This is a genomic window from Mycobacterium colombiense (assembly GCF_001672755.1).
In the GTDB taxonomy this organism is placed as follows: Bacteria; Actinomycetota; Actinomycetes; order Mycobacteriales; family Mycobacteriaceae; genus Mycobacterium; species Mycobacterium colombiense_C.
This window is the reverse complement of record NZ_LZKI01000093.1, coordinates 1-22,247: the sequence shown is the minus strand read 5'-3', so window position 1 is coordinate 22,247 and position 22,247 is coordinate 1. Positions and strand designations below refer to the sequence as shown.

Genomic DNA, 22,247 nt, shown 5'->3' with positions numbered 1-22,247 from the left:
CCGGCGCAACCACGTGCGCGATACATATTGATATCGCTATATTTCGATGTTAACGTCGTGCAAGCATGGGCTAACGCTGAGACGATAGGAAGGTTGCGGCAATGGCGGTGTACGGGCTCCTGGCGAAGGCGGCAGGCACGGTGTTCACCGGGCTGGTCGGCGTGACCGCCTACGAGGTGGTGCGCAAGGCCGCGGCCAAGGCGCCGCTGCACGAGACCGCGGTCAAGGGCGCCGAACTCGGACTGCGCGGCACCCGCAAGGCCGAGGAGGCCGCCGAGTCGGCGCGCCTCAAGCTGGCCGATGTCATGGCCGAGGCCCGCGAGCGCATCGGCGAGGAGGCGCCCACCCCCTCGATCGCCGACACCCACGACCACGACCACTGATCGACTCGATATGGACCTCGCCCTAGTCCCCGACATCGCAGACGAGGCGCGAACCGAAGACACTGCGCTACAAGTCATTTCCGATGCTGCCGGACGTATGCGGGTCGCCGTCGACTGGGTGCGCGCCAACTCCCGGCGGGCCGTCGCGGTGGAAGAGGCGGTCGCCAAGTGTGAGGGCGTGCGCGTGGTGCACGCCTACCCGCGCACCGGATCGGTCGTCGTCTGGTACTCGCCGCGGCGCTGTGACCGCTCCGCGGTGCTCGCCGCCATCGGCGACGCGTTGCACGTCGCCGCCGAACTGATCCCGGCCCGCGCGCCCCATTCCTCGGAGATCCGCAACGCCGACGTGCTGCGCATGGTCATCGGCGGTGCCGCGCTGGCCCTGCTCGGGGTGCGCCGCTACGTCTTCGCGCGGCCGCCGCTGCTGGGACCCAGCGGCCGGGTGTTCGCCACCGGCGTCACCGTGTTCACCGGCTATCCGTTCCTGCGCGGCGCGCTGCGCTCGTTGCGTTCCGGCAAGGCCGGCACCGACGCGCTGGTCTCGGCGGCGACCGTGGCGAGCCTGGTGCTCCGGGAGAACGTCGTCGCGCTCACCGTGCTGTGGTTGCTCAATATCGGTGAGTACCTTCAGGATCTGACGTTGCGCCGGACCCGCCGCGCCATCTCCGAGCTGTTGCGCGGCAGCCAGGACACGGCCTGGATCCGGCTCACCGACGGTCCCGAAGCCGGCACCGAGGTTCAGGTGCCGATCGACACCGTGCAGATCGGCGACGAGGTGGTGGTCCACGACCACGTCGCCATCCCGGTCGACGGCGAGGTGGTCGACGGCGAGGCGATCGTCAACCAGTCCGCGATCACCGGGGAGAACCTGCCGGTCAGCGTGGTGGTCGGCGCGCAGGTGCACGCCGGTTCGGTGGTGGTGCGCGGACGCCTGGTGGTGCGCGCCCGCGCCGTCGGCAACCAGACCACCATCGGCCGCATCATCACCCGGGTCGAGGAGGCCCAGCACGATCGGGCGCCCATCCAGACCGTCGGCGAAAACTTCTCCCGCCGTTTCGTTCCCACCTCGTTCATCGTCTCCGCCATCACGCTGGCGATCACCGGCGACGTCCGCCGGGCGATGACCATGCTGCTCATCGCCTGCCCGTGCGCGGTGGGCCTGGCCACCCCGACCGCGATCAGCGCGGCGATCGGCAACGGCGCCCGCCGCGGCATCCTGATCAAGGGCGGCTCGCACCTCGAACAGGCCGGCCGGGTGGACGCGATCGTGTTCGACAAGACCGGCACGCTGACCGTCGGACGCCCGGTGGTCACCAATATCATTGCGCTGCACAAGGATTGGCAGCCCGAACAGGTGCTGGCGTATGCGGCCAGCTCGGAGATCCACTCCCGGCACCCGCTGGCCGAGGCGGTGATCCGGTCCACCGAGGAACGCCACATCACCATCCCGCCGCACGAGGAGTGCGAGGTCCTGGTGGGGCTGGGCATGCGGACCTGGGCCGACGGCCGGACGCTGCTGCTGGGCAGCCCCGGGCTGCTGCGCGCCGAGAACGTGCGGGTGTCCAAGAAGGCGTCGGAGTGGGTGGACCGGCTGCGCCGCCAGGCCGAGACCCCGCTGCTGCTGGCCGTCGACGGCAAGCTGGTCGGATTGATCAGCCTGCGCGACGAGGTGCGCCCCGAGGCCGCCGACGTGCTGAACAAGCTGCGCGCCAACGGCATTCGACGCATCGTCATGCTCACCGGCGATCACCCGGACATCGCCGAGGTGGTGGCCGGCGAGCTCGGGATCGACGAATGGCGCGCCGAGGTGATGCCGGAGGACAAGCTCGCGGCGGTGCGCGACCTGCAGGACGAGGGCTACACCGTCGGCATGGTGGGTGACGGCATCAACGACGCGCCCGCGCTGGCCGCCGCCGACATCGGGATCGCGATGGGGCTGGCCGGAACCGACGTCGCCGTCGAGACCGCCGACGTGGCGCTGGCCAACGACGACCTGCACCGGCTGCTCGACGTGGGCGACCTGGGTGCCCGCGCGGTCGACGTCATCCGGGAGAACTACGGCATGTCCATCGCCGTCAACGCCGCCGGGCTGATCATCGGCGCGGGCGGCGCCCTGTCCCCCGTGCTGGCCGCGATCCTGCACAACGCGTCGTCGGTGGCGGTGGTCGCCAACAGCTCGCGGCTGATCCGCTACCGGCTGGACGCGCCCCGCGGCGCGGCCAACGGCGAGCGCGCCGGCTGAAAGGTCAACAGCCGCAATCCTCGCCGCGCCAGGCCCGCACACCCTGCCAGACCGCGGCGCCGGCGATGGCCAGCCCGACGGCGGGGTCGACCCACCACGCGCCGGACCACAGCGCCGTCATCGCGAGGCCGAACAGCACCCCCGCCGCCTGGGCGGCGCACAGATAGTTCTGCATGCCCTCGGCCTCGGTGGCTCCCGACCCCAACCGGGTGCCCAACCGGTGGTTGGCCCGCCCCAGCACCGGCATGAGCACCAGCGCGAGGGCGGTCAGCCCGATGCCGATCACCGACGTCTGGGCGTGGTGTCCGCCCGTCAGGTCGTGCACGGACTCGGCGGCGATGTACGGGGCGGTCAGCCAGAACGACACCGCGACGCCGCGTTGCGCGCGCCGCTCGGCGGTTGCGGAGCAGGCGCGTGACCCGCTGAACCGCCACACCACCATGGCGCTGGCAAGCGCCTCCGATGCACCGCCCAGCGCCCACCCGGTCAGCGCGACCGAGGCGACCGCGAATCCCTGCCACAGCCCCACGACGCCCTCGACGAGCACCACGGCCAGGCTGACCCAGGCCAGCCGCCGCGCCCAATCGGCGCCGCGCCGCCAATCGGCGTCGTGCGCCGCGCTGTCCAGGCACTCGTGCTGGATGGCAACCGAAGTGGTCATGGCGCGAGGCTAGTGGCGCGGCGGCGAGGCCGGCGGCCGCAACGCCCGGCCGTGACCGATCTGTGTCGCACCTCGCGCCGGAACACCCGGCGCTGGTCGTTATTGTGGCTAACCAGTAGACCGGAAGGGATTTCCGCCATGGCGCGCACCGACGACGACACCTGGGACCTGGCGACCAGCGTGGGAGCGACCGCCACCATGGTGGCCGCCGGACGAGCGCGGGCCACCCTGGACGGGCTGATCGACGATCGGTTCGCCGAGCCGCTGGTGCGCGCGGTCGGCGTCGACTTCATGACCCGGTGGGCCGCCGGCCAGCTCGCCTCCGCCGACGTCGACGAGCCGGGCGCCCCGTGGGGCATGCAACGCATGACCGACATGCTGGCCGCCCGCACCCGTTACATCGACGCGTTCTTCGCCGAGGCGGGCGCCGCGGGCATCGACCAGGTGGTCATCCTGGCGTCCGGCCTGGACGCGCGCGCCTACCGGTTGCCGTGGGCGCCGGGTACCACGGTGTTCGAGATCGACCAGCCGCAGGTGTTGGAGTTCAAGGCGGCCACCATCGCCGAGCTCGGCGCCGAGCCCACCGCCGCGGTGCGCGACGTTCCGATCGACCTGCGCCACGACTGGCCGTCGGCGCTGCGGCAGGCCGGCTTCGACACCGGGCGGCCCGCCGCCTGGGCGGCCGAGGGCCTGGTCGGCTTCCTGCCGCCCGAGGCTCAGGATCGGTTGCTGGACAACGTCACCGCCCTGTCGGCCGACGGCAGTCAGCTGGTGGCCGAGGTCTTCGCGAACACCGGGATCAACGGCGACGCGCTGAATGCCGCGAGCGAGAAGTGGCGGCGCAACGGCCTCGATATCGCCCTGGGCGAGCTGGGCTTCCCCGGCGAGCGCAACGACGTGGCCACCTACCTGCAGCAGCGGGGCTGGCAGCCGGTCCGCACCCCGCTGAACCAGATGCTGGCCAACAACGGCCTGCCGCTGCAGTCAACCGATCCCGACGCACCCTTCGCGCAGAACTACTACTGCACCGCGGTGCTGCACCGGTCGGGTTCTTAGGAAGGCAAACACGATGCCAAACAGCAAGCCCGCCAAGCCACTTGACGGATTCCGGGTGCTCGACTTCACCCAGAACATCGCCGGGCCGATGGCCGGCCAGGTGCTGGCCGACCTGGGCGCCGAGGTGATCAAGATCGAGGCGCCCGTCGGCGAGGCGGCCCGGCACATCACCGCGGTCCTGCCCGGGCGCCCACCGCTGGCCACCCTGTTCCTCCCCCACAACCGGGGCAAGAAGTCGGTGATGGCCGACCTGCGCAGCGACGAGGCCAAGCAGCAGATCCTACGGCTGATCGATACGGCCGACGTTGTGCTGGAAGGGTTTCGGCCCGGGGTGATGGAACGCATGGGCCTGGGCCCCGACGAGTTGCAGTCCCGCAACCCCAGGCTGATCTACGCGCGCCTGTCCGCCTATGGCGGCAACGGCCCGGAGGGCAGCCGCCCGGGCGTCGATCTGATGGTCGCCGCCGAATCGGGCATGACCACCGGAATGCCCACGCCCACCGGCAAACCCCAGATCATCCCGTTCCAGCTCGTCGACGCCGCCAGCGGTCACGTACTGGCCCAGGCCGTGCTGGCCGCGCTGCTCAACCGGGAACGCCACGGGGTGGCCGACGTCGTGCGGGTCGCCATGTATGACGTCGCGGTCAGCCTGCAGGCCAGCCAGCTGACCATCCACCTCAACAAGCCGAGCGAGGCGCCGAAGCCGGACGCGGCGCCGAAGCCCAAGAAGCGCAAGGGTGTCGGGTTCGCCACCCAACCGTCGGACGCCTTCAAGGCCGCCGACGGCTACCTGGTGATCAGCGCCTACGTGCCCAAGCACTGGGACAAGCTGTGCGAGATCATCGGCCGGCCCGACATGCGCGACGACGAGCGGTTCGCCGACCAGCGCGCGCGAGCACTGAACTATCCCGAATTGACCGAGGAACTCGAGAAGGCCCTGGCCGCCAAGACCGCGGACGAATGGGTGCGGCTGCTCCAGGAGGGCGGCCTGATGGCCTGCCACGCCTACACCTGGAAGCAGGTGGTCGGCACCGCGCTGTTCGCCGAGAACGAGCTCGCCCTCCCGGTCGGCGACGGCGCGGACGAGGTCACGGTAATCCGCACTCCGGCACGCTATTCCAGCTTCGACGCCTTATCAGCTGGGTGGGCCGCCGAACCCCCGCCCGCCCTCGGCCAGCACACCGAGGAATACCTGGGCGCACCGCAGCCCGCGCCGTAGGCCTCACGACGCGAGCTTGACCACCCGGTCGTTGCCGCGGTCGGCGACGTAGACGTTCTGGTCCTTGTCGACCGTCACCGCCAGCGGGGTGTTGAGCCCGTTGAACGGCAGCACGGTCGCGGTATTGGAACCGGCCGGGAGTTTGACCACCTGGTTGCCGTCGTGTTCGGTGACGAAGACGTCGCCGGCGTTGTTCACCGCGATGCCCCACGGGGCGGCAACGCCGTTGAACGGCAGCACGGTCTGGCCGTTCGACCCCGCCGGCAACATCAACACCCGGTTGTTGTCGGTGTCGGTGACGTACACGTTGCCCGCCGGGTCGACGGCCACACCATCGGGATTCTTCAGGCCGGTGAACGGCAACGCCGTCGCGCTGTTCGATCCGGCCGCCAACTTCAGCACCCTGTTGTCGCCGCGGTCGGCGACGTAGACATTGCCCTGGCCGTCGACCGCCACGCCTTCGGGGTAGTTGAGGCCACCGAACGGCAGCACGGTCTGACTGTTCGACCCGGCCGCCAGCTTCACCACCCGGTTGTTGAAGTCGGCGACGTACACCGCCCCGGAGCCGTCCACCGCCAGGCCCTGGGGCTGGTAAAGACCGTTGAACGGCAACACCGTTGGGGTGCTCGACCCGGGCGTCAACTCCACGACCCGCCCGTACATGCCTTCGCTGGTGACGTACACGTCGCCGGCCTTGTCCAGCGTGACGCCACCCGGGGACAGCCGGAAATTGATGCCGTTGAACGGCAATTCGGTTTGGCCGGACGCCTGCTGCCTGGAGGCTGACGACGGGCGGGTGCCCAGGTAGCCGGTGAGTGCGACGGCGACGATCAGCAGCACGGCGGCGCCGGCGAGGATCCATCGAGTGCGCTTTCGCCCGGCCCGCCGGCCCGGCGAGGGTGCCGTCGGCGCGGGGGGACGCGTTCGGACGCCGCCGATGCCCCGGGGCATCACGCGAGCCATCGTCGCGGCGCTGGGAGAGTTAGCGTCCCGCAGCACGGTTTCTTCTTGGTGCCGCTGGCGAACGGACAGAGCATCGTGTGCGGCGACGGCCAAATCGCCCGCAGTGCAATACCGTTCGGCTGGCGCTTTGGCCATACCCTTGCCGATCACCACGTCCAGGGCGGGCGGAACACGTCCGGGCCGCAGCCGGCTGGGCTGCGGAGCGGGCTCGAGCAGGTGCGCGGCGATCAACCGCTCGACGCTGTCGGCGCCGAAGGGGGGCGCTCCGGTCAAACACTCGCCGAGCACCGCGGCCAACGCGTAAATGTCGGAGCGGTAAGTGACTTCGTCACCGGTGAAGCGTTCCGGAGCCATGTAGTTGTAGGTGCCCAGCGCGAATCCGCCCTGGGTCAGCCCGGGATCGGTGGCGGCCCGGGCGATGCCGAAGTCCACCAGATAAGCGAAGTCCTCGCCTGTGATGAGGATGTTTTCCGGCTTCACGTCGCGATGGGTGATGCCGCAGGCGTGCGCGGCGTCCAGCGCCGCCGCAATTTGGCTGACGATGGCCACCGTTCGTGCCGCGGGCAGCGGACCGTAGTGCGTCAACAGCGTCCGCAACGAAACACCGTCGATCATGCGCATCTCGACGTAGAACTGCCCGTCGATCTCGCCGTAGTCATGGATCGGCACGATGTGCGGTTCGGTCAGCCGTCCCGCGGTGTCGGCCTCGCGCTGCATCCGCGCGCGAAACGTTGCGTCGGTTGAGAATTGGTGCGAGATCAACTTCAACGCGACTATCCGGTGTTTTCGGGTGTCCTCGGCCTCATAGACCTCCCCCATGCCGCCGCGGCCCAACAGCCGCGTCAGCTGATAGGGACCAAACCGCGTGCCAACCCGCGAAACGGTACTGTTCACCGTCCTCGCTCCTTTCACCAATCTTCCTCACGTCAAGAAATGGCATTCACCGCCGCCGAAATCTTCGATTGGATCGCGGCGGGAAGGGGAATGGAACCGTACTGGTCCAGATCGACTTGACCGGGGCCAATTGCGGCTTGCATGAACGCTTTTACCGCCGTGCCGGTCGCGGAGTCCGGATATTTGGAGCAGACGATCTCGTAGGTCGGCTCCACGATGGGATACGCGCCGGGCCGGGTGGGCTTGTAGAACGACGACGTGTCCACCACCAGGTCATTGCCCTGTCCTTTGAACGCGGCACCGGCGATCGTCTTGCTGACCGAGTCGACGGTGATCTGCACCGGGTCCGGGCCCGCCGACGTGACGACCTGGACCATGGTCAACTGCCGGCCCACCGCGAACGACCACTCGTTGTAAGTGATCGACCCGTCGGTGCTTTGCACCTGGGCCGACGTGCCGTTGTCCCCGACACCGCCATCTCCGACCCCACCGAGGAACGTCTGACCCGCGCCCCTGCCCCACGCGCTGCCCGCGGCGGCGACCAGGTATTGCTGGAAGTTCGACGTGTCACCGGATTGGTCGCTGCGGTAGAAGACATGGATGGGCGTTGACGGCAGGCTGGTGCCCGGATTGAGCGCCTTGATCGCCGGATCGTCCCATCTGCTGATGCCGCCGTTGAAAATCCTTGCCAGCGTGGGCGCGTCGAGGACCAGCCCGCTTACTCCGGCGAGGTTATAGGTGATGGCGATGGGTTCGAACACCGTCGGCAAATCCCACGCGGGCGAGCCGCAGCGCTGCGCCGCCCGGTCGACCTGGCCCTTGGACGGATCCAGCGGATCGCCGGAACCCGCCAGGTCGGACACGTCATTGACGAAGTCGGTCACGCCGGCGCCGGAGCCGTTCGCGCTGTAATCCAGGGTGTAACCCGGGCAGGCGTGGACGTAGGAGAACACGAACTGTTCCATCGCGTTCTCCTGGGCGGTCGCACCGCTGCCTTTGAGTTGCTTCTTGCCCCCGCACAGCACCGGCGCGGCGGTGGCGCCGGGCGACGAGGCGTGAGTGGCGCTACCGCATCCACCTAGGGCAAACGCGCCGGCGGTCAGGAGGACGAGCACGGCGCCCGCGCGATGAACGTTCACGCAGACTCCTTCGATCTGGGGCGGCGGACACGTGCCGCCACCCGGGAGCCCCCTTGGGATGCATGAAAGACCTCGAAGATGGGAGCAGCATGAGCGGGTCGCCTGAGGATTATGAGAAGTGCACGGCGACAGGAGAATCGGGCGTGATCCTCGCATGTGGTGAGTCCGGGCCGTGAAGATGAGGTGACGATGAGCGTCACCTTTGAAGTCATCTAGAGATGATCACGCGCGGCTTTTACCGGGCGTCGACGACGTAGCTTGATGGCATATCGATCAGATCGACAACGTGATTTTCGGGAGTGCGGGCTCATAAGTTGGCCTCGCGCAGAGTAATTGGGGGCACAACAAACGGGGGGAACGAAAGGTGAAGACCGATGAAGAATCGTATCCGTCCCCTGCTCGCCCCGCTGTGCGTCGCGGTCCCCATGGCGCTCGCCGCGGCGGCCTGCGGCTCGACCGGCAGTTCGGCGAGCACCGGTGCAAGCACCGGCAGTCCGGCGTCCACGCCGGCGACGTCGAAGGTGGCGCTGACCGAAACGGGTGCCACCGAGCTGTATCCGTTGATGAACGTGTGGGCTCCGGCCTACAGCGCCAAGTATCCGAACGTCTCGATCAGCACGGCCAGCACCGGATCGGGTGCCGGAATATCCCAGGCCGCCGCTCGTGCGGTCAACATCGGCGCGTCCGGTGCCTACCTGTCCGACGGCGACATGTCCACGCACCAGGGGCTGATGAACATCGCGTTGGCCATCTCGGCCGAGCAGGTCAACTACAACCTGCCCGGTGTGAGCGGCCACCTCAAGCTCGACGGCAAGGTGCTGGCCGCCATGTACGAGGGCACCATCAAGGCGTGGAACGATCCGCAGATCGCCAACCTCAACCCCGGAGTGAATCTTCCCGCTACGCCGGTGGTTCCGCTGCGCCGGTCAGACGGCTCGGGCGACACATTCGTGTTCACCCAGTATCTGTCCAAGCAGGATCCCGACGGCTGGGGCAAATCGCCCGGCTACAACACCACCGTCGACTTCCCCGCGGTGCCAGGCGCGTTGGGTGAAAACGGAGCCGGGGGGATGGTGACGGGCTGCGCCCAAACCCGCGGCTGCGTGGCGTACATCGGTGCCAGTTTCCTCGACCAGGCCACTCAAAAGGGGTTGGGCGAAGCTGAATTGGCCAACGCCTCAGGCAATTTCCTGCTTCCCGACGCCCGCAGTGTGGCGGCCGAAGCCGCCGGGTTCGCCGCGCAGACGCCGGCGAACGAAGTGATCTCGTTGATCAACGGGACCGCACCCGACGGGTATCCGATCGTCAACTACGAGTACGCCGTGGTCTACGCCGGCCAGCATGACCCGGCGACCGCGCAGACCATGCAGGCCTTCCTGCATTGGGCGGTGACCGACGGTAACAGCCCGACGTTTTTGGACCGGTTTCGCCTGCAGCCGTTGCCGCCCACGGTGGCCAAGCTGTCCGACGCCCAGATTGCCAAGATTTCGAGCTAGGCGCCTCCGGCTACGTCACGCCGTCTGGGCACACCGCAGCCCGCGCCGCAGGCCTCACGGCGTCAGCTTGACCACCCGGTCGTTGCCGCGGTCGGCGACGTAGACGTTCTGGTCCTTGTCGACCGTCACGGCCAGCGGGGTGTTGAGCCCGGTGAGCGGCAGGACGGTCCCGGTGGTCGCGCCCTGCGGGTACTTCACCACGTCGTTCTTGTCGTGCTCGGTGACGTAGATGGTGCCGCTGTTGTCCACGGCGATGCCCCACGGCACGGACAGGTCGTGAAAAGGCAACTCCGACACCGTATTCGACGCGGCGTCAAGCTTCACGATCCTGTTGTTGTCGGTGTCCGCGACGTAGACGTTGCCCGCGGGGTCGACGGCCACCCCGTCCGGGTTCTTGAGCCCGTTGAACGGCAGCACGGTCTGGGCCGCGGCTCCCGCCGCCAGCTTCACCACCCTGCTGTTGCCGCGGTCGGCGACGTACACGGCGCCCTGGCTGTCGACCGCGACGCCCTCCGGATAGCTCAGGCCGGTGAACGGCAGCTCCTTCTGACTGTTGGAGCCCGCGGCCATGCTGATCACCCGGTTGTTGAAATCGGCGACGTACACCGTGCCCGCGCCGTCGACGGCCAGGCCCTGTGGCTCGTAGAGCCCGTTGAACGGCAGCACCGTCGTGGCGTCCGAACCGGCCGCCAGCTTCACCGCCCGGCCATACATGCCCTCGCTGGTCACGTAGACGTTGCCGGCGCTGTCCAGCGCCACCCCGCCCGGAGACAGACGAAAGTCAATGCCCTTGAATGGCAACACACTTTGACCGCTGGCCTGCTTCGAGGACGACGATTCGGTGGACAGGTAGCCGACGACCGCCACCACGAAAGCGACCAGCGCGACGAGAGCGATAGCGCCGACGATAATCCACTGCCTACGTTTGTTGTCCTGCGGGACGGCGGGACGCCTGAAGTCCGTGCCGGGTCCATACGCGCGGCCGGCAGTCGTTGGCGCGGCACGGATCAGCGACGGTGCAGAGCGGGACCGCTCGCTCCTGTTCGCACCGATGCCCCCCGAGGGCCACGGACCCGCCACGGTTTCGGCGCTCGGCGACGGAGCGAACGAATCCGGCTCTCGCGTCAGGCGTGGATCGCCCGCACCCGCGGCCATCACCGCGCTTTCTCCCTCACGCAGAATCGTGGCGGCCTTCTGCTGCTCGGACGTGGTCAGCGCCCGGTGGGCGGCGGCGGCGAATTCGCCCGCGGTGCGATAGCGCTCCTCGGGACGTTTGGCCATGCCCTTGGCGATCACCTGGTCCAGGGCGGGCGGAAACGCGCCGGGACGCAACTGGCTGGGCGGCGGGGCCGTCTTCGTCAGATGCGCGGCTACCAGCCGTTCGATGGTGTCGGCCCGGTACGGCGGCGAGCCGGTCAGACACTCGCTCAAAACACATGCGAGCGAATAGATGTCGACGCTATGGGTGACCTCATCGTCGGTGAACCGTTCCGGGGCCATGTAGTAATACGTTCCGATCGCGGTCCCGACCTGAGTCAGGCCCGGATCGGTCGCGGCCTGCGCGATGCCGAAATCCGCCAGGTAGGCGAAGTCGTTGGGGGTGACCAGAATGTTGCCCGGTGTGACATCGCGGTGCATCACCCCGGCGGCGTGCGCCGCGTCAAGCGCGGCGGCGACCTGGCGGATGATGGCGACCGCCCGCGGTGCGGCCAGCGGCCCGTCTCGGTGCAACAGCGTGCCCAGATCGACACCGTCGACGAGGCGCATGTCGACGTAGAAGCGCCCGTCGAACTCGCCGTAGTCGTGGATCGGCACCACGTGCGGTTCGGTCAGCCGCCCGGCGATGTCGGCCTCGCGCTGCAGGCGGGCACGGAACTCCGCGTTGCCGGAGAACTCCGACGAGATCAGCTTCAGGGCCACCATGCGGCGCTTGCGGGTGTCCTCGGCCTCGTAGACCTCGCCCATGCCGCCCTGCCGCAGCAGTCGCACCAAACGGTAAGGACCGAACCACGACCCCTCCCGCGCGGCCGGCGCCCTATCGCTCACCGTCGAGCCCCCTTCGCTCGTCCTTTACGTCGGTCAGGAAATCGCATTGACCGCTCCTGACAGCTTCGCCGTGAACGAGCTGGGCAGCGGGATGGAGCCGTACTGGTCCAGACCGTCCTGACCCGGACCGATCGCTGCCTGCATGAAGGCCTTCACCGCCTTGCCCGTGTCCGCGTCCGGGTACTTCGAGCAGACGATTTCATATGTCGCGAGCACGATCGGATACGCGCCGGTCTGGGTCGGCTTGTAGAACGACGAGGTGTCCAGCACCAGGTCGTTGCCCTGCCCGCTGAAGGTCGCCCCGGCGATCGTCTTCTCGACGGAGTCCTTGGTGATCGGCACCGCGTCCGGGCCCGCCGACGTGATGATCGACGCCATGGTCAGCTGCTTGCCCACCGCGAAGGACCATTCGTTGTAGGTGATCGACCCCTCGGTGTTCTGCAGCAGCGCGGACGTGCCGTTGTTCCCGCTGGCGCCCTGGCCGACGCCGCCGTTGAACGTCTCGCTGCTGCCCTTGCCCCAGGCGCCGTCGGACGCGCCGTCGAGGTACTTCTGGAAGTTGGCGGTGGTCCCGGATTTATCGCTGCGGAAGATGACCGTGATGGGCGTCGACGGCAGGTTGAGGCCCGAGTTGATGGCCTTCAGTGCCGGGTCGTCCCACTTGGTGATCGTGCCGTTGAAGATCTTCGCGGCCGTGGGCCCGTCCAATTTCAGCCCGTTCACCCCGGTGAGGTGGTAGGTCACCGCGATCGGCCCGAACACCGTGGGCAGGTCCCAGGCCGGCGAACCGCACCGCTGCGCCGCCCGATCGTTCTGGCCCGTGGAAGGATCAAGGGCGACATCGGAGCCGGCGAGGTCGGTTTGGTTGTTGACGAATTCGGTCACGCCCGCGCCGGACCCGTTCGCGTTGTAATCCAGCGTGTAGCCGGAGCAGGCGCGGACGTAGGCATAGACGAACTGCTCGATGGCGTTCTGCTGCGCGGTCGAGCCGCTGTCCTTCAGCACTTTCTTGCCGCCACAGTCCACCGACGCCTGCTTGGAGCCGGAAGAGTTCGAATCGCCGCCGCAGCCGGTAAGCACCAAGGCGGTGACGGCCACCAGGCCCAGCGCGGCGACATATCGAGCGAACCTCACGCAACTCCTTCGCACGTCGCGGCGGCGAATGCGCAGGCCTCGCCGCCGGCTGCTGTTCGAGCCGCGAATGACGCGTGGGCGTCGGCCCGCGACCCGCGGGCTACTAAAAGTTAACCAATCGCGAATATACAAACCCTTGACAAACAATAAGAGGTGAATAAGCGGTTACTGAATCGCGGGAGGCGGCACGTAGCATCGGTTGGCGATGGGTGGAGGACAACGATCGCGGGCCGCAGGTCCGGCTCCCGCCGCCGGTAACGGCGACGTGGCCGTCCGCGCGGTCGATCTGACCCTCGGCTTCGGCAAGAAAACCGTCCTTGAGCAGGTAAGTCTCGACTTTCCGGCCCGCTCCGTCACCTCCTTGCTGGGGCCGACCGGCTCGGGTAAGACCACCTTCCTGCGCACCCTGAACCGGATGAACGACAAGGTGGCCGGCTACCGGCACACCGGCGACGTGCTGCTGGGCGGTCAGAGCGTGTTCACCATCGGCAACCTGATGGACTTCCGCCGGCGCGTCGGGATGTTGTTTCAGCGTCCCAACCCGTTCCCGATGTCGATCCACGACAACGTCGTCGCCGGCGTGCGCGCCCACAAGCTGGCCCCGCGCAGGCGGCTGGGCGACGTCGCCGAGGCGCGGCTCACCGAGGTGGGGCTGTGGAACGCCGTCAAGGATCGGCTTGGAGATTCGCCGTTCCGGCTCTCCGGCGGTCAGCAGCAGCTGCTCTGCCTGGCCCGCGCGCTCGCGGTCGACCCCGAGGTCTTGCTGCTGGACGAACCCACCTCGTCGCTGGACCCGGCCACCACCGAGGCGATCGAAGGACTGATCCGGTCGCTGGCCGACCGGCTCACGGTGATCATGGTGACCCACGACCTGGCGCAGGCGGCCCGGATCGGCGACCGGACCGCACTGTTCTTCGACGGCAGGCTGGTCGAAGAGGGACCCACCGAACAGCTCTTCTCGTCACCGAAACACGCCGAGACGCTGCGTTACGTCTCCGGGCTGTTCGGCGACCGCCGGCTGCTGGGCGCGGTCGTCGGCGCCCCGGAAACACCGGCAATGCAGGAGACGCCCGGCGCGAACCACGAGTAAGCAACCAACCCGGTACAGAGAGGTGTCCAGGTGAGAATTCGATTGCGAGCGATGGTGGCCGTGTCGGCCGCGCTACTGGCCGTCGCGGCGGCGGGCTGCGGCTCGAAGTCGACCGGCGGATCCTCCGGCGCGGGCGGCGGCAGCAGCCCCGCCACCACCCCGGCGACCGCACAGGTCGCGTTGTCGGAGACGGGCAGCACCCTGCTGTATCCGCTGTTCAACCTCTGGGGCCCGGCCTATCACGCCAAGTATCCGAACGTCGGCATCACCGCCCAGGGCACCGGGTCGGGAACCGGCATCGCCCAGGCCGCCGCCGGCGCGGTCGACATCGGCGCCTCCGACGCATACCTGTCCGAGGGCGACATGGCCGCGCACAAGGGGCTGATGAACATCGCGATGGCCATCTCCGCGCAGCAGATCAACTACAACCTGCCCGGCGTGACCGACCACATCAAGCTCAACGGCAAGGTGCTGGCCGCCATGTACAAGGGCTCCATCAAGGCCTGGAACGACCCGCAGATCGCCGGCCTCAACCCTGGGGTGAATCTGCCTGCCACACCCGTGGTTCCGCTGCACCGTTCCGACGGGTCCGGCGACACCTTCCTGTTCACCCAGTACCTGTCCAAGCAGGACTCCGACGGCTGGGGCAAGGCGCCCGGGTTCGGCACCACCGTCGACTTCCCGGCTGTGCCGGGGGCATTGGGTGAGAACGGCAACGGCGGCATGGTGACCGGCTGCGCCGACACCCCCGGCTGCGTCGCCTACATCGGCATCAGCTTCCTCGACCAGGCGAACCAGAAGGGGCTGGGTGAAGCCCAGTTGGCCAATGCCGCAGGCAACTTCGTGATGCCCGACGCGCAGAGCATTCAAGCCGCGGCCGCCAGCTTCACCTCAACCCCGGCGAACCAGGTGATCTCGCTGATCAACGGTCCCGCCCCGAACGGATATCCGATCATCAATTACGAATACGCCATCGTCAACGGCCAGCAGAAGGACGCCGCCACGGCCCAGACGTTGCAGGCCTTCCTGCACTGGGCGGTCACCGACGGCAACGGCAATTCCTTCCTGGACAAGGTTCACTTCCAGCCGCTGCCCGCCGCGGTGGTGAAGCTCTCCGACGCGCAGATCGCCAAGATCTCGAGCTGACGTCGTTGGCTTCTACCGCGAACCCCGAAGCCGTGGGCGATGCCAGCGCCGGGCGGCGCGGGGTACTCCGCGTCCGGGAGATGGCCCGCGATGGCCTGATCATCAGGCTGCTGGGCGGATTCGGCGCGGTCGTGCCGCTGTGCGCCCTGGTGTTCGTGCTGGGCACGCTGGTCGTCGAGGCGCTTCCGGCGATCCGGCTCAACGGGCTGCACTTCTTGACCGGCACCGCGTGGAACCCGGGCAACACCTACGGGGACACGGTGGTCACTCACGGCGTGGCGCACCCGCCCAACGCCGACTACGGCGCGCTGCCCCTGATCGTCGGCACGCTCGCCACCTCGGCGATCGCCCTGGTGGTCGCGGTGCCGGTGTCCATCGGCGCGGCGTTGATGATCGCCGAGAAGCTGCCCCGGCGCCTGGCCGGCGCGGTGGGCTTGGTTCTCGAACTGCTGGCCGGGATCCCCAGTGTCGTCGTGGGCCTCTGGGGCGCAATGACGTTCGGGCCCTTCATCGCCCACCGCGTCGCGCCGGTGATCGCCCGCAACGCCCCCGACGTCCCGGTGCTCGGCTACCTGCGCGGCAACACCGGCAACGGCGAGGGCATGCTGGTCTCCGGGCTGGTGCTGGCGGTGATGATCATCCCGATCATCGCCACCACCACCCGCGACCTGATCCGCCAGGTGCCGGCGCTACCCCGCGAGGGCGCGACGGCGCTGGGCATGTCGGACTGGGAGTGCGCCCGCCGCGTCACGCTGCCCTGGGTGTCCAGCGGCATCATCGGCGCTGTGGTGCTGGGCCTCGGGCGCGCCCTCGGCGAGACGATGGCCGTGGCCATGGTGTCCGGCGCGATGCTGGGCGCCATGCCCACCAACATCTACTCCACCATGACGACGATCGCCGCCACCATTGTGTCCCAACTGGATTCGGCGATGACGGACTCGACCGACTTCGCCGTCAAGACGCTCGCCGAGGCGGGGCTGGTGCTGTTGGTGATCACTTTGGTGACCAACATGGCCGCCCGCGCGCTGGTGCACCGGACCTCGGGCACCGCCTTACCGGTCGGGCGCGGGGTCTGACATGGCTGTCGCGATGCGGTCGTCGACTTCTCGGCGCACGATCGTCAACGCCTTGTTCTGGGCGGCGTGTCTGTGCTGCCTGGCCCTGGTGATCGTCCCGACGGCGTGGATGCTGATCGAGGTCATCGGCCGCGCCCTGCCCGTGTTCCACCTGCGGGTGCTCTTCCGCGACACCCACGGCAACGGCGGCGGGTTGCGCAACGCCATCGTCGGCACCGCCGTGCTCAGCCTCGGCGTCATGCTCGTCGGCGGCACGGTGAGCGTGCTGGCCGGCATCTATCTTTCGGAATTCGCCACCGGCAGAAGGCGTTCCGTCTTGCGCGGCGCCTACGAGGTGCTGGCCGGCATCCCGTCGATCGTGCTCGGTTACGTCGGGTACCTGGCCCTGGTGGTGTATTTCGAATGGGGCTTCTCGCTGGCGGCCGGGGTGACGGTGCTGTCGGTGATGAGCATCCCCTACATCACCAAGGCCACCGAGTCCGCCCTGGCCCAGGTGCCGACGTCCTACCGGGAGGGCGCGGAAGCACTTGGCCTGCCGGCCATTTGGACGCTGCGCAAAATCGTGCTCAGGCAGGCGATCCCGGGAATCGTCACGGGCCTGCTGGTGGCGCTCGCGCTGGCCGTCGGCGAGACGGCGCCGATGCTCTACACCGCGGGCTGGTCGAATTCCCCACCGACCGGACAGCTCACCGATTCACCGGTCGCCTACCTGACCTATCCGATCTGGACGTTCTACAACCTGCCGTCGAAGTCGGCCCAGAACCTGTCCTACGACGCGGCCTTCCTGCTGATCGTGTTCCTGCTGCTGCTGATCCTGCTCGGACGGCTGATCACCTGGCTGTCCGGGCGTAAGTCGGGCAGCTAGGCCCTGGCGCCCGGCAGCCGCACCACCTGAACGAAGAACTCGTCGATCTGCCGGACGGCCCTCATGAACTGGTCCAGGTCAACGGGTTTGGTGACGTAGGCGTTCGCGTGCAGCTTGTAACTCTTGAGGATGTCTTCCTCCGCCGAGGAGGTGGTGAGCACCACGACCGGGATGCGGGCCAGGTCGGGGTCGGACTTGACCTTCTCCAGCAGCTGGCGGCCGTCGTATTTGGGCAGGTTCAGGTCGAGCAGGATGAGGTCGGGCCGCGGCGCGTCGGCGAACCTGCCCCGCCGGTAGAGGTAGTCGAGGCCTTCCTCTCCATCGTGCGCGACATGGAGCCTGTTCTTGAGCTTGTTGTGCTCGAACGCTTCTCGGGTGATGAGCTCGTCGCCCGGGTCGTCCTCGACGAGGAGGATGTCGATTGCTCTGCCTTCTGTTGTCGTCATTGATGCGCTCCTTCCACAGCGACCGAGTCTGTTTCGTCGACGGGTTTGGCACCAGGCAGGGTGAATTCGAATCGGGTCCCATCGGTGTAGGACGTGTCGATCCGGACGGTACCGCCGTGGTGCTCGATGATCTTCTTGACCAGCGCCAGCCCGACTCCGGTTCCGGCGTATACGTCGCGGCCGTGCAGCCGCTGGAAGATCACGAAGACCTTGTCGGAGAATTCCTCCGGGATGCCGATGCCGTTGTCGGCCACGCTCAGCAGCCATTCGCCGTCATGGGCGTCGGTGCCGGCTGCGCATTCGATGACGACGCGGGGCCGGCGATCCTTGTGCCGGAACTTGATCGCGTTGCCGATCAGGTTCTGCCACAGCATCGTCAGCAGCATCGGATCGCCGACGATCTGCGGCAACGGCTGCTCGGGGCGCACGATCTGCGCCTCGGTTTCCTCGATCGCGGTGGCCAGGTTCGCCAGGCCCGCGTCGAGCGTCGCGTCGAGCTGCACCTCGGTTTCCGTGGTGCCCAGCCGGCCGACGCGCGAGAAGGTGAGCAAGTCGTTGATCAGCGCCTGCATCCGCTTGGCGCCGTCGACCGCGAACCCGATGTATTCGATGCCGCGCTCGTCGAGCTGGTCGCCGTAGCGCTTTTCCAGGAGCTGGCAGAAGGACGCGACCTTGCGCAGCGGTTCCTGCAGATCGTGCGATGCGACGTAGGCGAACTGCTCGAGTTCGGTGTTGGATCGCCGCAATTCGGCGGCTTGTTCGTCCAGTTGCGCCTGCGCCGACTGCGACACCGCGAGCTCGTCGACGATGCGCTTGCGCATGTTCTCCACGTCGATGGCCATGTTGCGAATGTCCCTGGGCCGCCGGGGAGGTGAGATCGTATCCCCGAAGTTGCCCTGGGTGATGCTTCGGCAGGCCGCGGCCAGCGCCGCGATCGGCCGGGTGATCGCCGCGCGACTGAGCAGCCCCAACAGCGCCGCCGCCCCGATCACGATCAGCACCGTGGCGCCCAGCACCCAGTCGCGCCAGCCGTTGATCTCGTTGAGCTCGTCGATGGCGGCCGCCCTGGTCGCCGCCAGGTGGGTGTTCTGCGTGTCGAAAAGCTCACGCAGATGGTCGAATTTGCTCTTGCCGATGTCGGCCGTGCGTGAGCTGACGTAGGTCGGCGTCTTGGGAGCCACCTCGGCGATCAGCGGCTCGGCGTAGTTTGTCCGCCAGTCGGCGGCGGCGGCTTCCACCGCGTCCAGATCGGCCATCAGCTCCGCGCGCCCGCCGACCAGACGCCGAGTCTCCTCGGCCGCAGCCTGTTCCGCGCGCTGCCCGTCGTAATAGGGCGCGAGGAACTGCCGGTCGGCAGCGATCAGGTAGCCGCGCATGCCGGTCTCCTGGTCACGCAACGCCGCCTGCAGGTGCGCCGCGGCGACGCGCGCCGGTTGAATGTTGTACGCCATCTGGCGCGACACCTCGTCGGTGCGATGCAGCAACACGGCGCCGATCAACGCCCCGACGAGCACGGTCGCGCCCATGACCCACAGCACCAACGCCAGCCATCCCCGCACGGTGAGCTCCGTGAGCCGAAGCGGACGCGATGGGATCACGTGGTAGTCCTCTCGACGCGCAGGACGGCGATGTCGTCGGTCAAACCGCCGCGGGGCTGGGCGAGTTCCTGGGCGCCGTTGATGAGCGCGTCGACGAACGCGGGGCCGGCCCGATCCGCGTGCGCGCGGGCAAGAGCGAGCAGGCCGTCTTCGCCCAGGCGTTGCGCGCCCTCGCCCGAATAGCCCTCGAAGAGTCCGTCGGTCAACAACAGGAGGGCGTGCCCGGCGGGCAGCTCCAGCTCTTCGGACGGCCAGTCGTTGGCGTGCAGGCCCAGCGCCGGGCCGCCCGCCGGCTCGAGCCACTTCACGGTTCCGCCGGCCTGCACCAACATCGGCGGGTGGCCGGCGCGGATGACGCTGACGCGCGGGCTGTCGGGCGAGATCTCGAGGCTGAGCACGGTCGCGAAGATTCCGGTGTCGGTTCGTTCCGAATACAGGACCCGTTCGAGCTGCCGCATCAGTTCGACGCCGTGCACACCGGCAAAAGTCAACGCGCGGAACGCGATCCGCAACGCCGCACCCAGTGCGGCCTCGTGCGGGCCGTGCCCGGCTACGTCGCCGATCAGCACGTGCACGACCCGGTCGGGCGTCTGGACGACGTCGTAGAAGTCACCGCACAGCAGCGCGTCTTCGCGGCTCGGCCGGTACCGGGCGACGATGTCGACGCCCGGGTTGTCCAGCAGCAGCGGCGAGGGCAGCAGGCCGCGCTCCAGCAGCGCGTTCTCCCGTGCCCGCAGCCGGGTGGCGTGCAGGTCGGCGGCGATGAGTTCGGCCCGCTTGCGCTCGATGGCGTACAACAGCGCGCGGCGCAGCATTTCCGGCTCGACCCGGCCCTTGACCAGATAGTCCTGCGCACCGGCGGCCACCGCCGACGCCCCGAAGTACTCGTCGTTCAGTCCGGTCAGCACCACGATGGGCACGGTGGCGTCGAGGTTGGCGATGCGGTTCAGCGCGTCGATCCCGCTGGCGTCTGGCAGGTGCAGGTCCAACAGCACGCAGTCGGGCCGGGCGGACTCCAGCTCGCGTTCGGCGTGCGCCATCGACTTCGCCCACACCACCCGGATGTCGGTGACCGCGTCGGTGATCAGATCTTCCACCAGCACCGCGTCGGCGCGGTCGTCCTCGACCAACAGCAACGACAATGACTGCCAACTCGCCGTCGGGGTGACTGGAGACTGCACGGGCATCAAATCCCGGGCGCCGGGCGCCGCGCAGGGGAAGCCGCGTTCTCCACTGTGACCCCCTGGCCGTCGGTAAGACCCTGTGCTGGCGTGGCGACGTTCCGACTCGGTTAGCTCCGGCGCGCCAACGCCGACTCTACGTGTGGCGTTAGGGCACCGAACGGTTGCCGTGGGACATCTTATTCGTTGCCGCTTAGCTTTTCTAAACGAACCGCCGGAAAACGCTCAGCGCAGCAGCGCCCGCGACATCACCACGCGCTGAATCTGATTGGTGCCCTCGTAGATCTGCGTGATCTTGGCGTCCCGCATCATCCGCTCGACGGGGAAGTCGATGGTGTAGCCGGCGCCGCCGAAGAGCTGCACCGCGTCGGTGGTCACTTCCATCGCGACGTCGGAGGCCAGGCACTTGGATGCCGCGGAGATGAAGCCCAAATGGGATTCGCCGCGCTCGGCGCGGGCGGCGGCGTGGTACACCATCAGCCGGGCGGACTCGACCTTCATGGCCATGTCGGCCAGCATGAACTGCACGCCCTGGTTGTCGCTGACCGGACGGCCGAACTGCTTGCGGTCCTTGGTGTATGCGATGGCCGCGTCCAATGCGCCCTGCGCGATGCCGACGGCCTGCGCCCCGATGGTGGGCCGGGTGTGGTCGAGGGTCGCCAGCGCGGTCTTGAAGCCGGTGCCGGGGTCACCGATGATCCGGTCGCCCGGGATGCGGCAGTTCTCGAAGTAGAGCTCGGTGGTCGGCGAGCCCTTGATGCCGAGCTTCTTCTCCTTGGGTCCTACGGTGAAGCCCTCGTCGTCCTTGTGCACCATGAACGACGATATGCCGTTGGCGCCCTTGTCCGGATCGGTCACGGCCATCACCGTGTACCAGCTCGACTTGCCGCCGTTGGTGATCCAGCACTTGGCGCCGTTGAGGATCCAGTCGTCCCCGTCGGCCTTCGCCCGGGTCCGCATGGACGCCGCGTCGCTGCCGGCCTCGCGCTCGCTCAGCGCGTAGGACGCCATCGCCGTGCCGTCCGCGATCGAGGGCAGCACCTGCTTCTTCAGCTCGTCGGAGCCGCGCAGGATCAGCCCCATCGTGCCCAGCTTGTTCACCGCGGGAATCAGCGACGCCGAGGTGTCGACGCGGGCGACCTCCTCGATCACGATGCAGGCCGCGACCGAGTCGGCACCCTGGCCGCCGTACTCCTCGGGCACGTGCACTGCATTGAAGCCCGAGGAGTTCAGCGCCTCCAGCGCCTCCTGCGGGAAGCGGGCGTTCTCGTCCACGTCGGCGGCATGCGGAGCGATCTCCTTCTCCGCCAGCGCACGGATCGCGGCGCGCATCCTCGGGTCGTCGGACGCGGCGCTGCGCGCGCGGATCGTCGAGTTCCAAGAGCAGTTGGCGCGCAGCGTGCAGGCTAAGGATGAGGCGCTGCAGCAGCGTCAGGGTAACGTTACCGGCGAGTAGCAAGAGGAGGCCGAGATGGCTGGATGGGCCGGAAACCCCGATTTCGATCTGTTCCAACTGCCCGAAGAGCACCAGGAGTTGCGCGCCGCGATCCGTGCGCTGGCGGAGAAGGAGATCGCTCCGCATGCCGCCGACGTGGACGAGAACGCCCGCTTC

19 protein-coding genes and 1 pseudogene are annotated in these 22,247 nt (G+C 68.2%); 11 read left to right on the top strand and 9 right to left on the bottom strand.

Going from position 1 to position 22,247, the window contains the following annotated elements; genetic code table 11:
* Window positions 1-101: 101 nt before the first annotated feature.
* Window positions 102-383: a DUF1490 family protein gene (locus A5708_RS13570; RefSeq protein WP_065029128.1), complete on the top strand. Its 282-nt coding sequence runs from the start codon at window positions 102-104 to the stop codon at window positions 381-383.
* Between the two features lie 10 nt (window positions 384-393).
* Window positions 394-2,625, top strand: coding sequence for a manganese-exporting P-type ATPase CtpC (ctpC, locus tag A5708_RS13565; protein WP_065029127.1), 2,232 nt, complete (start codon window positions 394-396; stop codon window positions 2,623-2,625).
* 4 nt (window positions 2,626-2,629) lie between these two features.
* Here ctpC and A5708_RS13560 read toward each other — a convergent pair whose 3' ends face one another.
* Window positions 2,630-3,286 (bottom strand): cation transporter, encoded by a 657-nt coding sequence (locus A5708_RS13560; protein WP_065029126.1) that lies wholly within the window; start codon window positions 3,284-3,286, stop codon window positions 2,630-2,632.
* 138 nt (window positions 3,287-3,424) lie between these two features.
* On the opposite strand from A5708_RS13560, the gene A5708_RS13555 reads away from it, so the two are divergent.
* Both A5708_RS13555 and A5708_RS13550 read left to right on the top strand, forming a co-directional pair.
* Complete coding sequence (locus tag A5708_RS13555) at window positions 3,425-4,342, top strand: class I SAM-dependent methyltransferase (protein WP_065029125.1); 918 nt, start codon at window positions 3,425-3,427, stop codon at window positions 4,340-4,342.
* A 13-nt stretch (window positions 4,343-4,355) separates the two neighbouring features.
* Window positions 4,356-5,561, top strand: coding sequence for a CaiB/BaiF CoA transferase family protein (locus tag A5708_RS13550; protein WP_065029124.1), 1,206 nt, complete (start codon window positions 4,356-4,358; stop codon window positions 5,559-5,561).
* Window positions 5,562-5,564: 3 nt separating this feature from the next.
* Here the strand turns inward: A5708_RS13550 and A5708_RS13545 are convergent, their stop codons facing one another.
* Window positions 5,565-7,418: a serine/threonine-protein kinase PknD gene (locus A5708_RS13545; RefSeq protein ID WP_065029123.1), complete on the bottom strand. Its 1,854-nt coding sequence runs from the start codon at window positions 7,416-7,418 to the stop codon at window positions 5,565-5,567.
* Window positions 7,419-7,450: 32 nt separating this feature from the next.
* Entirely contained in the window at window positions 7,451-8,557 is a 1,107-nt protein-coding gene (gene pstS, locus A5708_RS13540; protein WP_065029122.1) for a phosphate ABC transporter substrate-binding protein PstS, read from the bottom strand.
* 374 nt (window positions 8,558-8,931) lie between these two features.
* On the opposite strand from pstS (A5708_RS13540), the gene pstS (A5708_RS13535) reads away from it, so the two are divergent.
* Window positions 8,932-10,053 carry a phosphate ABC transporter substrate-binding protein PstS gene (gene pstS / locus A5708_RS13535; protein WP_065029121.1) on the top strand — a complete coding sequence of 374 codons (1,122 nt, stop codon included), beginning with the start codon at window positions 8,932-8,934 and terminating at the stop codon, window positions 10,051-10,053.
* A 54-nt stretch (window positions 10,054-10,107) separates the two neighbouring features.
* On the opposite strand, the gene A5708_RS13530 is transcribed toward pstS (A5708_RS13535), so the two are convergent.
* Both A5708_RS13530 and pstS (A5708_RS13525) read right to left on the bottom strand, forming a co-directional pair.
* Complete coding sequence (locus A5708_RS13530; protein ID WP_065029120.1) at window positions 10,108-12,099, bottom strand: serine/threonine-protein kinase PknD; 1,992 nt, start codon at window positions 12,097-12,099, stop codon at window positions 10,108-10,110.
* Window positions 12,100-12,132: 33 nt separating this feature from the next.
* Window positions 12,133-13,233: a phosphate ABC transporter substrate-binding protein PstS gene (gene pstS / locus A5708_RS13525; RefSeq protein ID WP_065029119.1), complete on the bottom strand. Its 1,101-nt coding sequence runs from the start codon at window positions 13,231-13,233 to the stop codon at window positions 12,133-12,135.
* Window positions 13,234-13,438: 205 nt separating this feature from the next.
* Here pstS (A5708_RS13525) and A5708_RS13520 point away from each other — a divergent pair, with 205 nt between their 5' ends.
* From A5708_RS13520 to pstA, 4 genes are all read left to right on the top strand, one after another.
* Entirely contained in the window at window positions 13,439-14,323 is an 885-nt protein-coding gene (locus A5708_RS13520; RefSeq protein ID WP_081292950.1) for an ATP-binding cassette domain-containing protein, read from the top strand.
* 30 nt (window positions 14,324-14,353) lie between these two features.
* Window positions 14,354-15,469, top strand: a complete 1,116-nt coding sequence (gene pstS, locus A5708_RS13515; RefSeq protein WP_155766009.1) for a phosphate ABC transporter substrate-binding protein PstS — start codon at window positions 14,354-14,356, stop codon at window positions 15,467-15,469.
* Window positions 15,470-15,549: 80 nt separating this feature from the next.
* Window positions 15,550-16,545: a phosphate ABC transporter permease subunit PstC gene (pstC, locus tag A5708_RS13510; protein WP_065029135.1), complete on the top strand. Its 996-nt coding sequence runs from the start codon at window positions 15,550-15,552 to the stop codon at window positions 16,543-16,545.
* 1 nt (window position 16,546) lies between these two features.
* A complete protein-coding gene (gene pstA / locus A5708_RS13505; RefSeq protein WP_155766008.1) occupies window positions 16,547-17,410 on the top strand; it encodes a phosphate ABC transporter permease PstA in 864 nt (287 codons plus the stop codon).
* On the opposite strand, the gene A5708_RS13500 is transcribed toward pstA, so the two are convergent.
* From A5708_RS13500 to A5708_RS13485, 4 genes are all read right to left on the bottom strand, one after another.
* Window positions 17,407-17,856, bottom strand: coding sequence for a response regulator (locus A5708_RS13500; protein ID WP_065029116.1), 450 nt, complete (start codon window positions 17,854-17,856; stop codon window positions 17,407-17,409). The two genes, pstA and A5708_RS13500, sit on opposite strands and share 4 nt — an antisense overlap.
* Window positions 17,853-19,454, bottom strand: a complete 1,602-nt coding sequence (locus A5708_RS13495; RefSeq protein ID WP_065029115.1) for a sensor histidine kinase — start codon at window positions 19,452-19,454, stop codon at window positions 17,853-17,855. The genes A5708_RS13500 and A5708_RS13495 overlap by 4 nt, the downstream gene beginning before the upstream one ends.
* Entirely contained in the window at window positions 19,451-20,641 is a 1,191-nt protein-coding gene (locus A5708_RS13490; RefSeq protein WP_065029114.1) for a PP2C family protein-serine/threonine phosphatase, read from the bottom strand. Before A5708_RS13490 ends, A5708_RS13495 begins: the two co-directional genes overlap by 4 nt.
* A gap of 219 nt (window positions 20,642-20,860) precedes the next feature.
* Window positions 20,861-21,967, bottom strand: coding sequence for an acyl-CoA dehydrogenase (locus A5708_RS13485; RefSeq protein ID WP_155766007.1), 1,107 nt, complete (start codon window positions 21,965-21,967; stop codon window positions 20,861-20,863).
* On the opposite strand from A5708_RS13485, the pseudogene A5708_RS27560 reads away from it, so the two are divergent.
* Together A5708_RS27560 and A5708_RS26260 are read left to right on the top strand one after the other, a co-directional pair.
* A pseudogene (locus tag A5708_RS27560) lies at window positions 21,954-22,091 on the top strand (5-(carboxyamino)imidazole ribonucleotide mutase); the annotation flags it as partial. The gene A5708_RS13485 and the pseudogene A5708_RS27560 overlap by 14 nt on opposite strands.
* Window positions 22,092-22,106: 15 nt before the next feature.
* Window positions 22,107-22,247, top strand: a 141-nt coding sequence (locus A5708_RS26260; RefSeq protein ID WP_196772628.1) for an acyl-CoA dehydrogenase family protein, incomplete at its 3' end; no start/stop codon positions are given.

What these genes read in the sequence shown, in the direction of transcription:
- A5708_RS13570 (WP_065029128.1), top strand. Translation starts at nt 102, where the DNA reads ATGGCGGTGTACGGGCTCCTGGCGAAGGCGGCAGGCACGGTGTTCACC.
- ctpC (WP_065029127.1), top strand. Translation starts at nt 394, where the DNA reads ATGGACCTCGCCCTAGTCCCCGACATCGCAGACGAGGCGCGAACCGAA.
- A5708_RS13560 (WP_065029126.1), bottom strand. Translation starts at nt 3,286, where the DNA reads ATGACCACTTCGGTTGCCATCCAGCACGAGTGCCTGGACAGCGCGGCG.
- A5708_RS13555 (WP_065029125.1), top strand. Translation starts at nt 3,425, where the DNA reads ATGGCGCGCACCGACGACGACACCTGGGACCTGGCGACCAGCGTGGGA.
- A5708_RS13550 (WP_065029124.1), top strand. Translation starts at nt 4,356, where the DNA reads ATGCCAAACAGCAAGCCCGCCAAGCCACTTGACGGATTCCGGGTGCTC.
- pstS (WP_065029121.1), top strand. Translation starts at nt 8,932, where the DNA reads ATGAAGAATCGTATCCGTCCCCTGCTCGCCCCGCTGTGCGTCGCGGTC.
- A5708_RS13520 (WP_081292950.1), top strand. Translation starts at nt 13,439, where the DNA reads ATGGGTGGAGGACAACGATCGCGGGCCGCAGGTCCGGCTCCCGCCGCC.
- pstC (WP_065029135.1), top strand. Translation starts at nt 15,550, where the DNA reads ATGGCCCGCGATGGCCTGATCATCAGGCTGCTGGGCGGATTCGGCGCG.
- pstA (WP_155766008.1), top strand. Translation starts at nt 16,547, where the DNA reads ATGGCTGTCGCGATGCGGTCGTCGACTTCTCGGCGCACGATCGTCAAC.
- A5708_RS13500 (WP_065029116.1), bottom strand. Translation starts at nt 17,856, where the DNA reads ATGACGACAACAGAAGGCAGAGCAATCGACATCCTCCTCGTCGAGGAC.
- A5708_RS13490 (WP_065029114.1), bottom strand. Translation starts at nt 20,641, where the DNA reads ATGCCCGTGCAGTCTCCAGTCACCCCGACGGCGAGTTGGCAGTCATTG.
- A5708_RS13485 (WP_155766007.1), bottom strand. Translation starts at nt 21,967, where the DNA reads ATGCGCGCCGCGATCCGTGCGCTGGCGGAGAAGGAGATCGCTCCGCAT.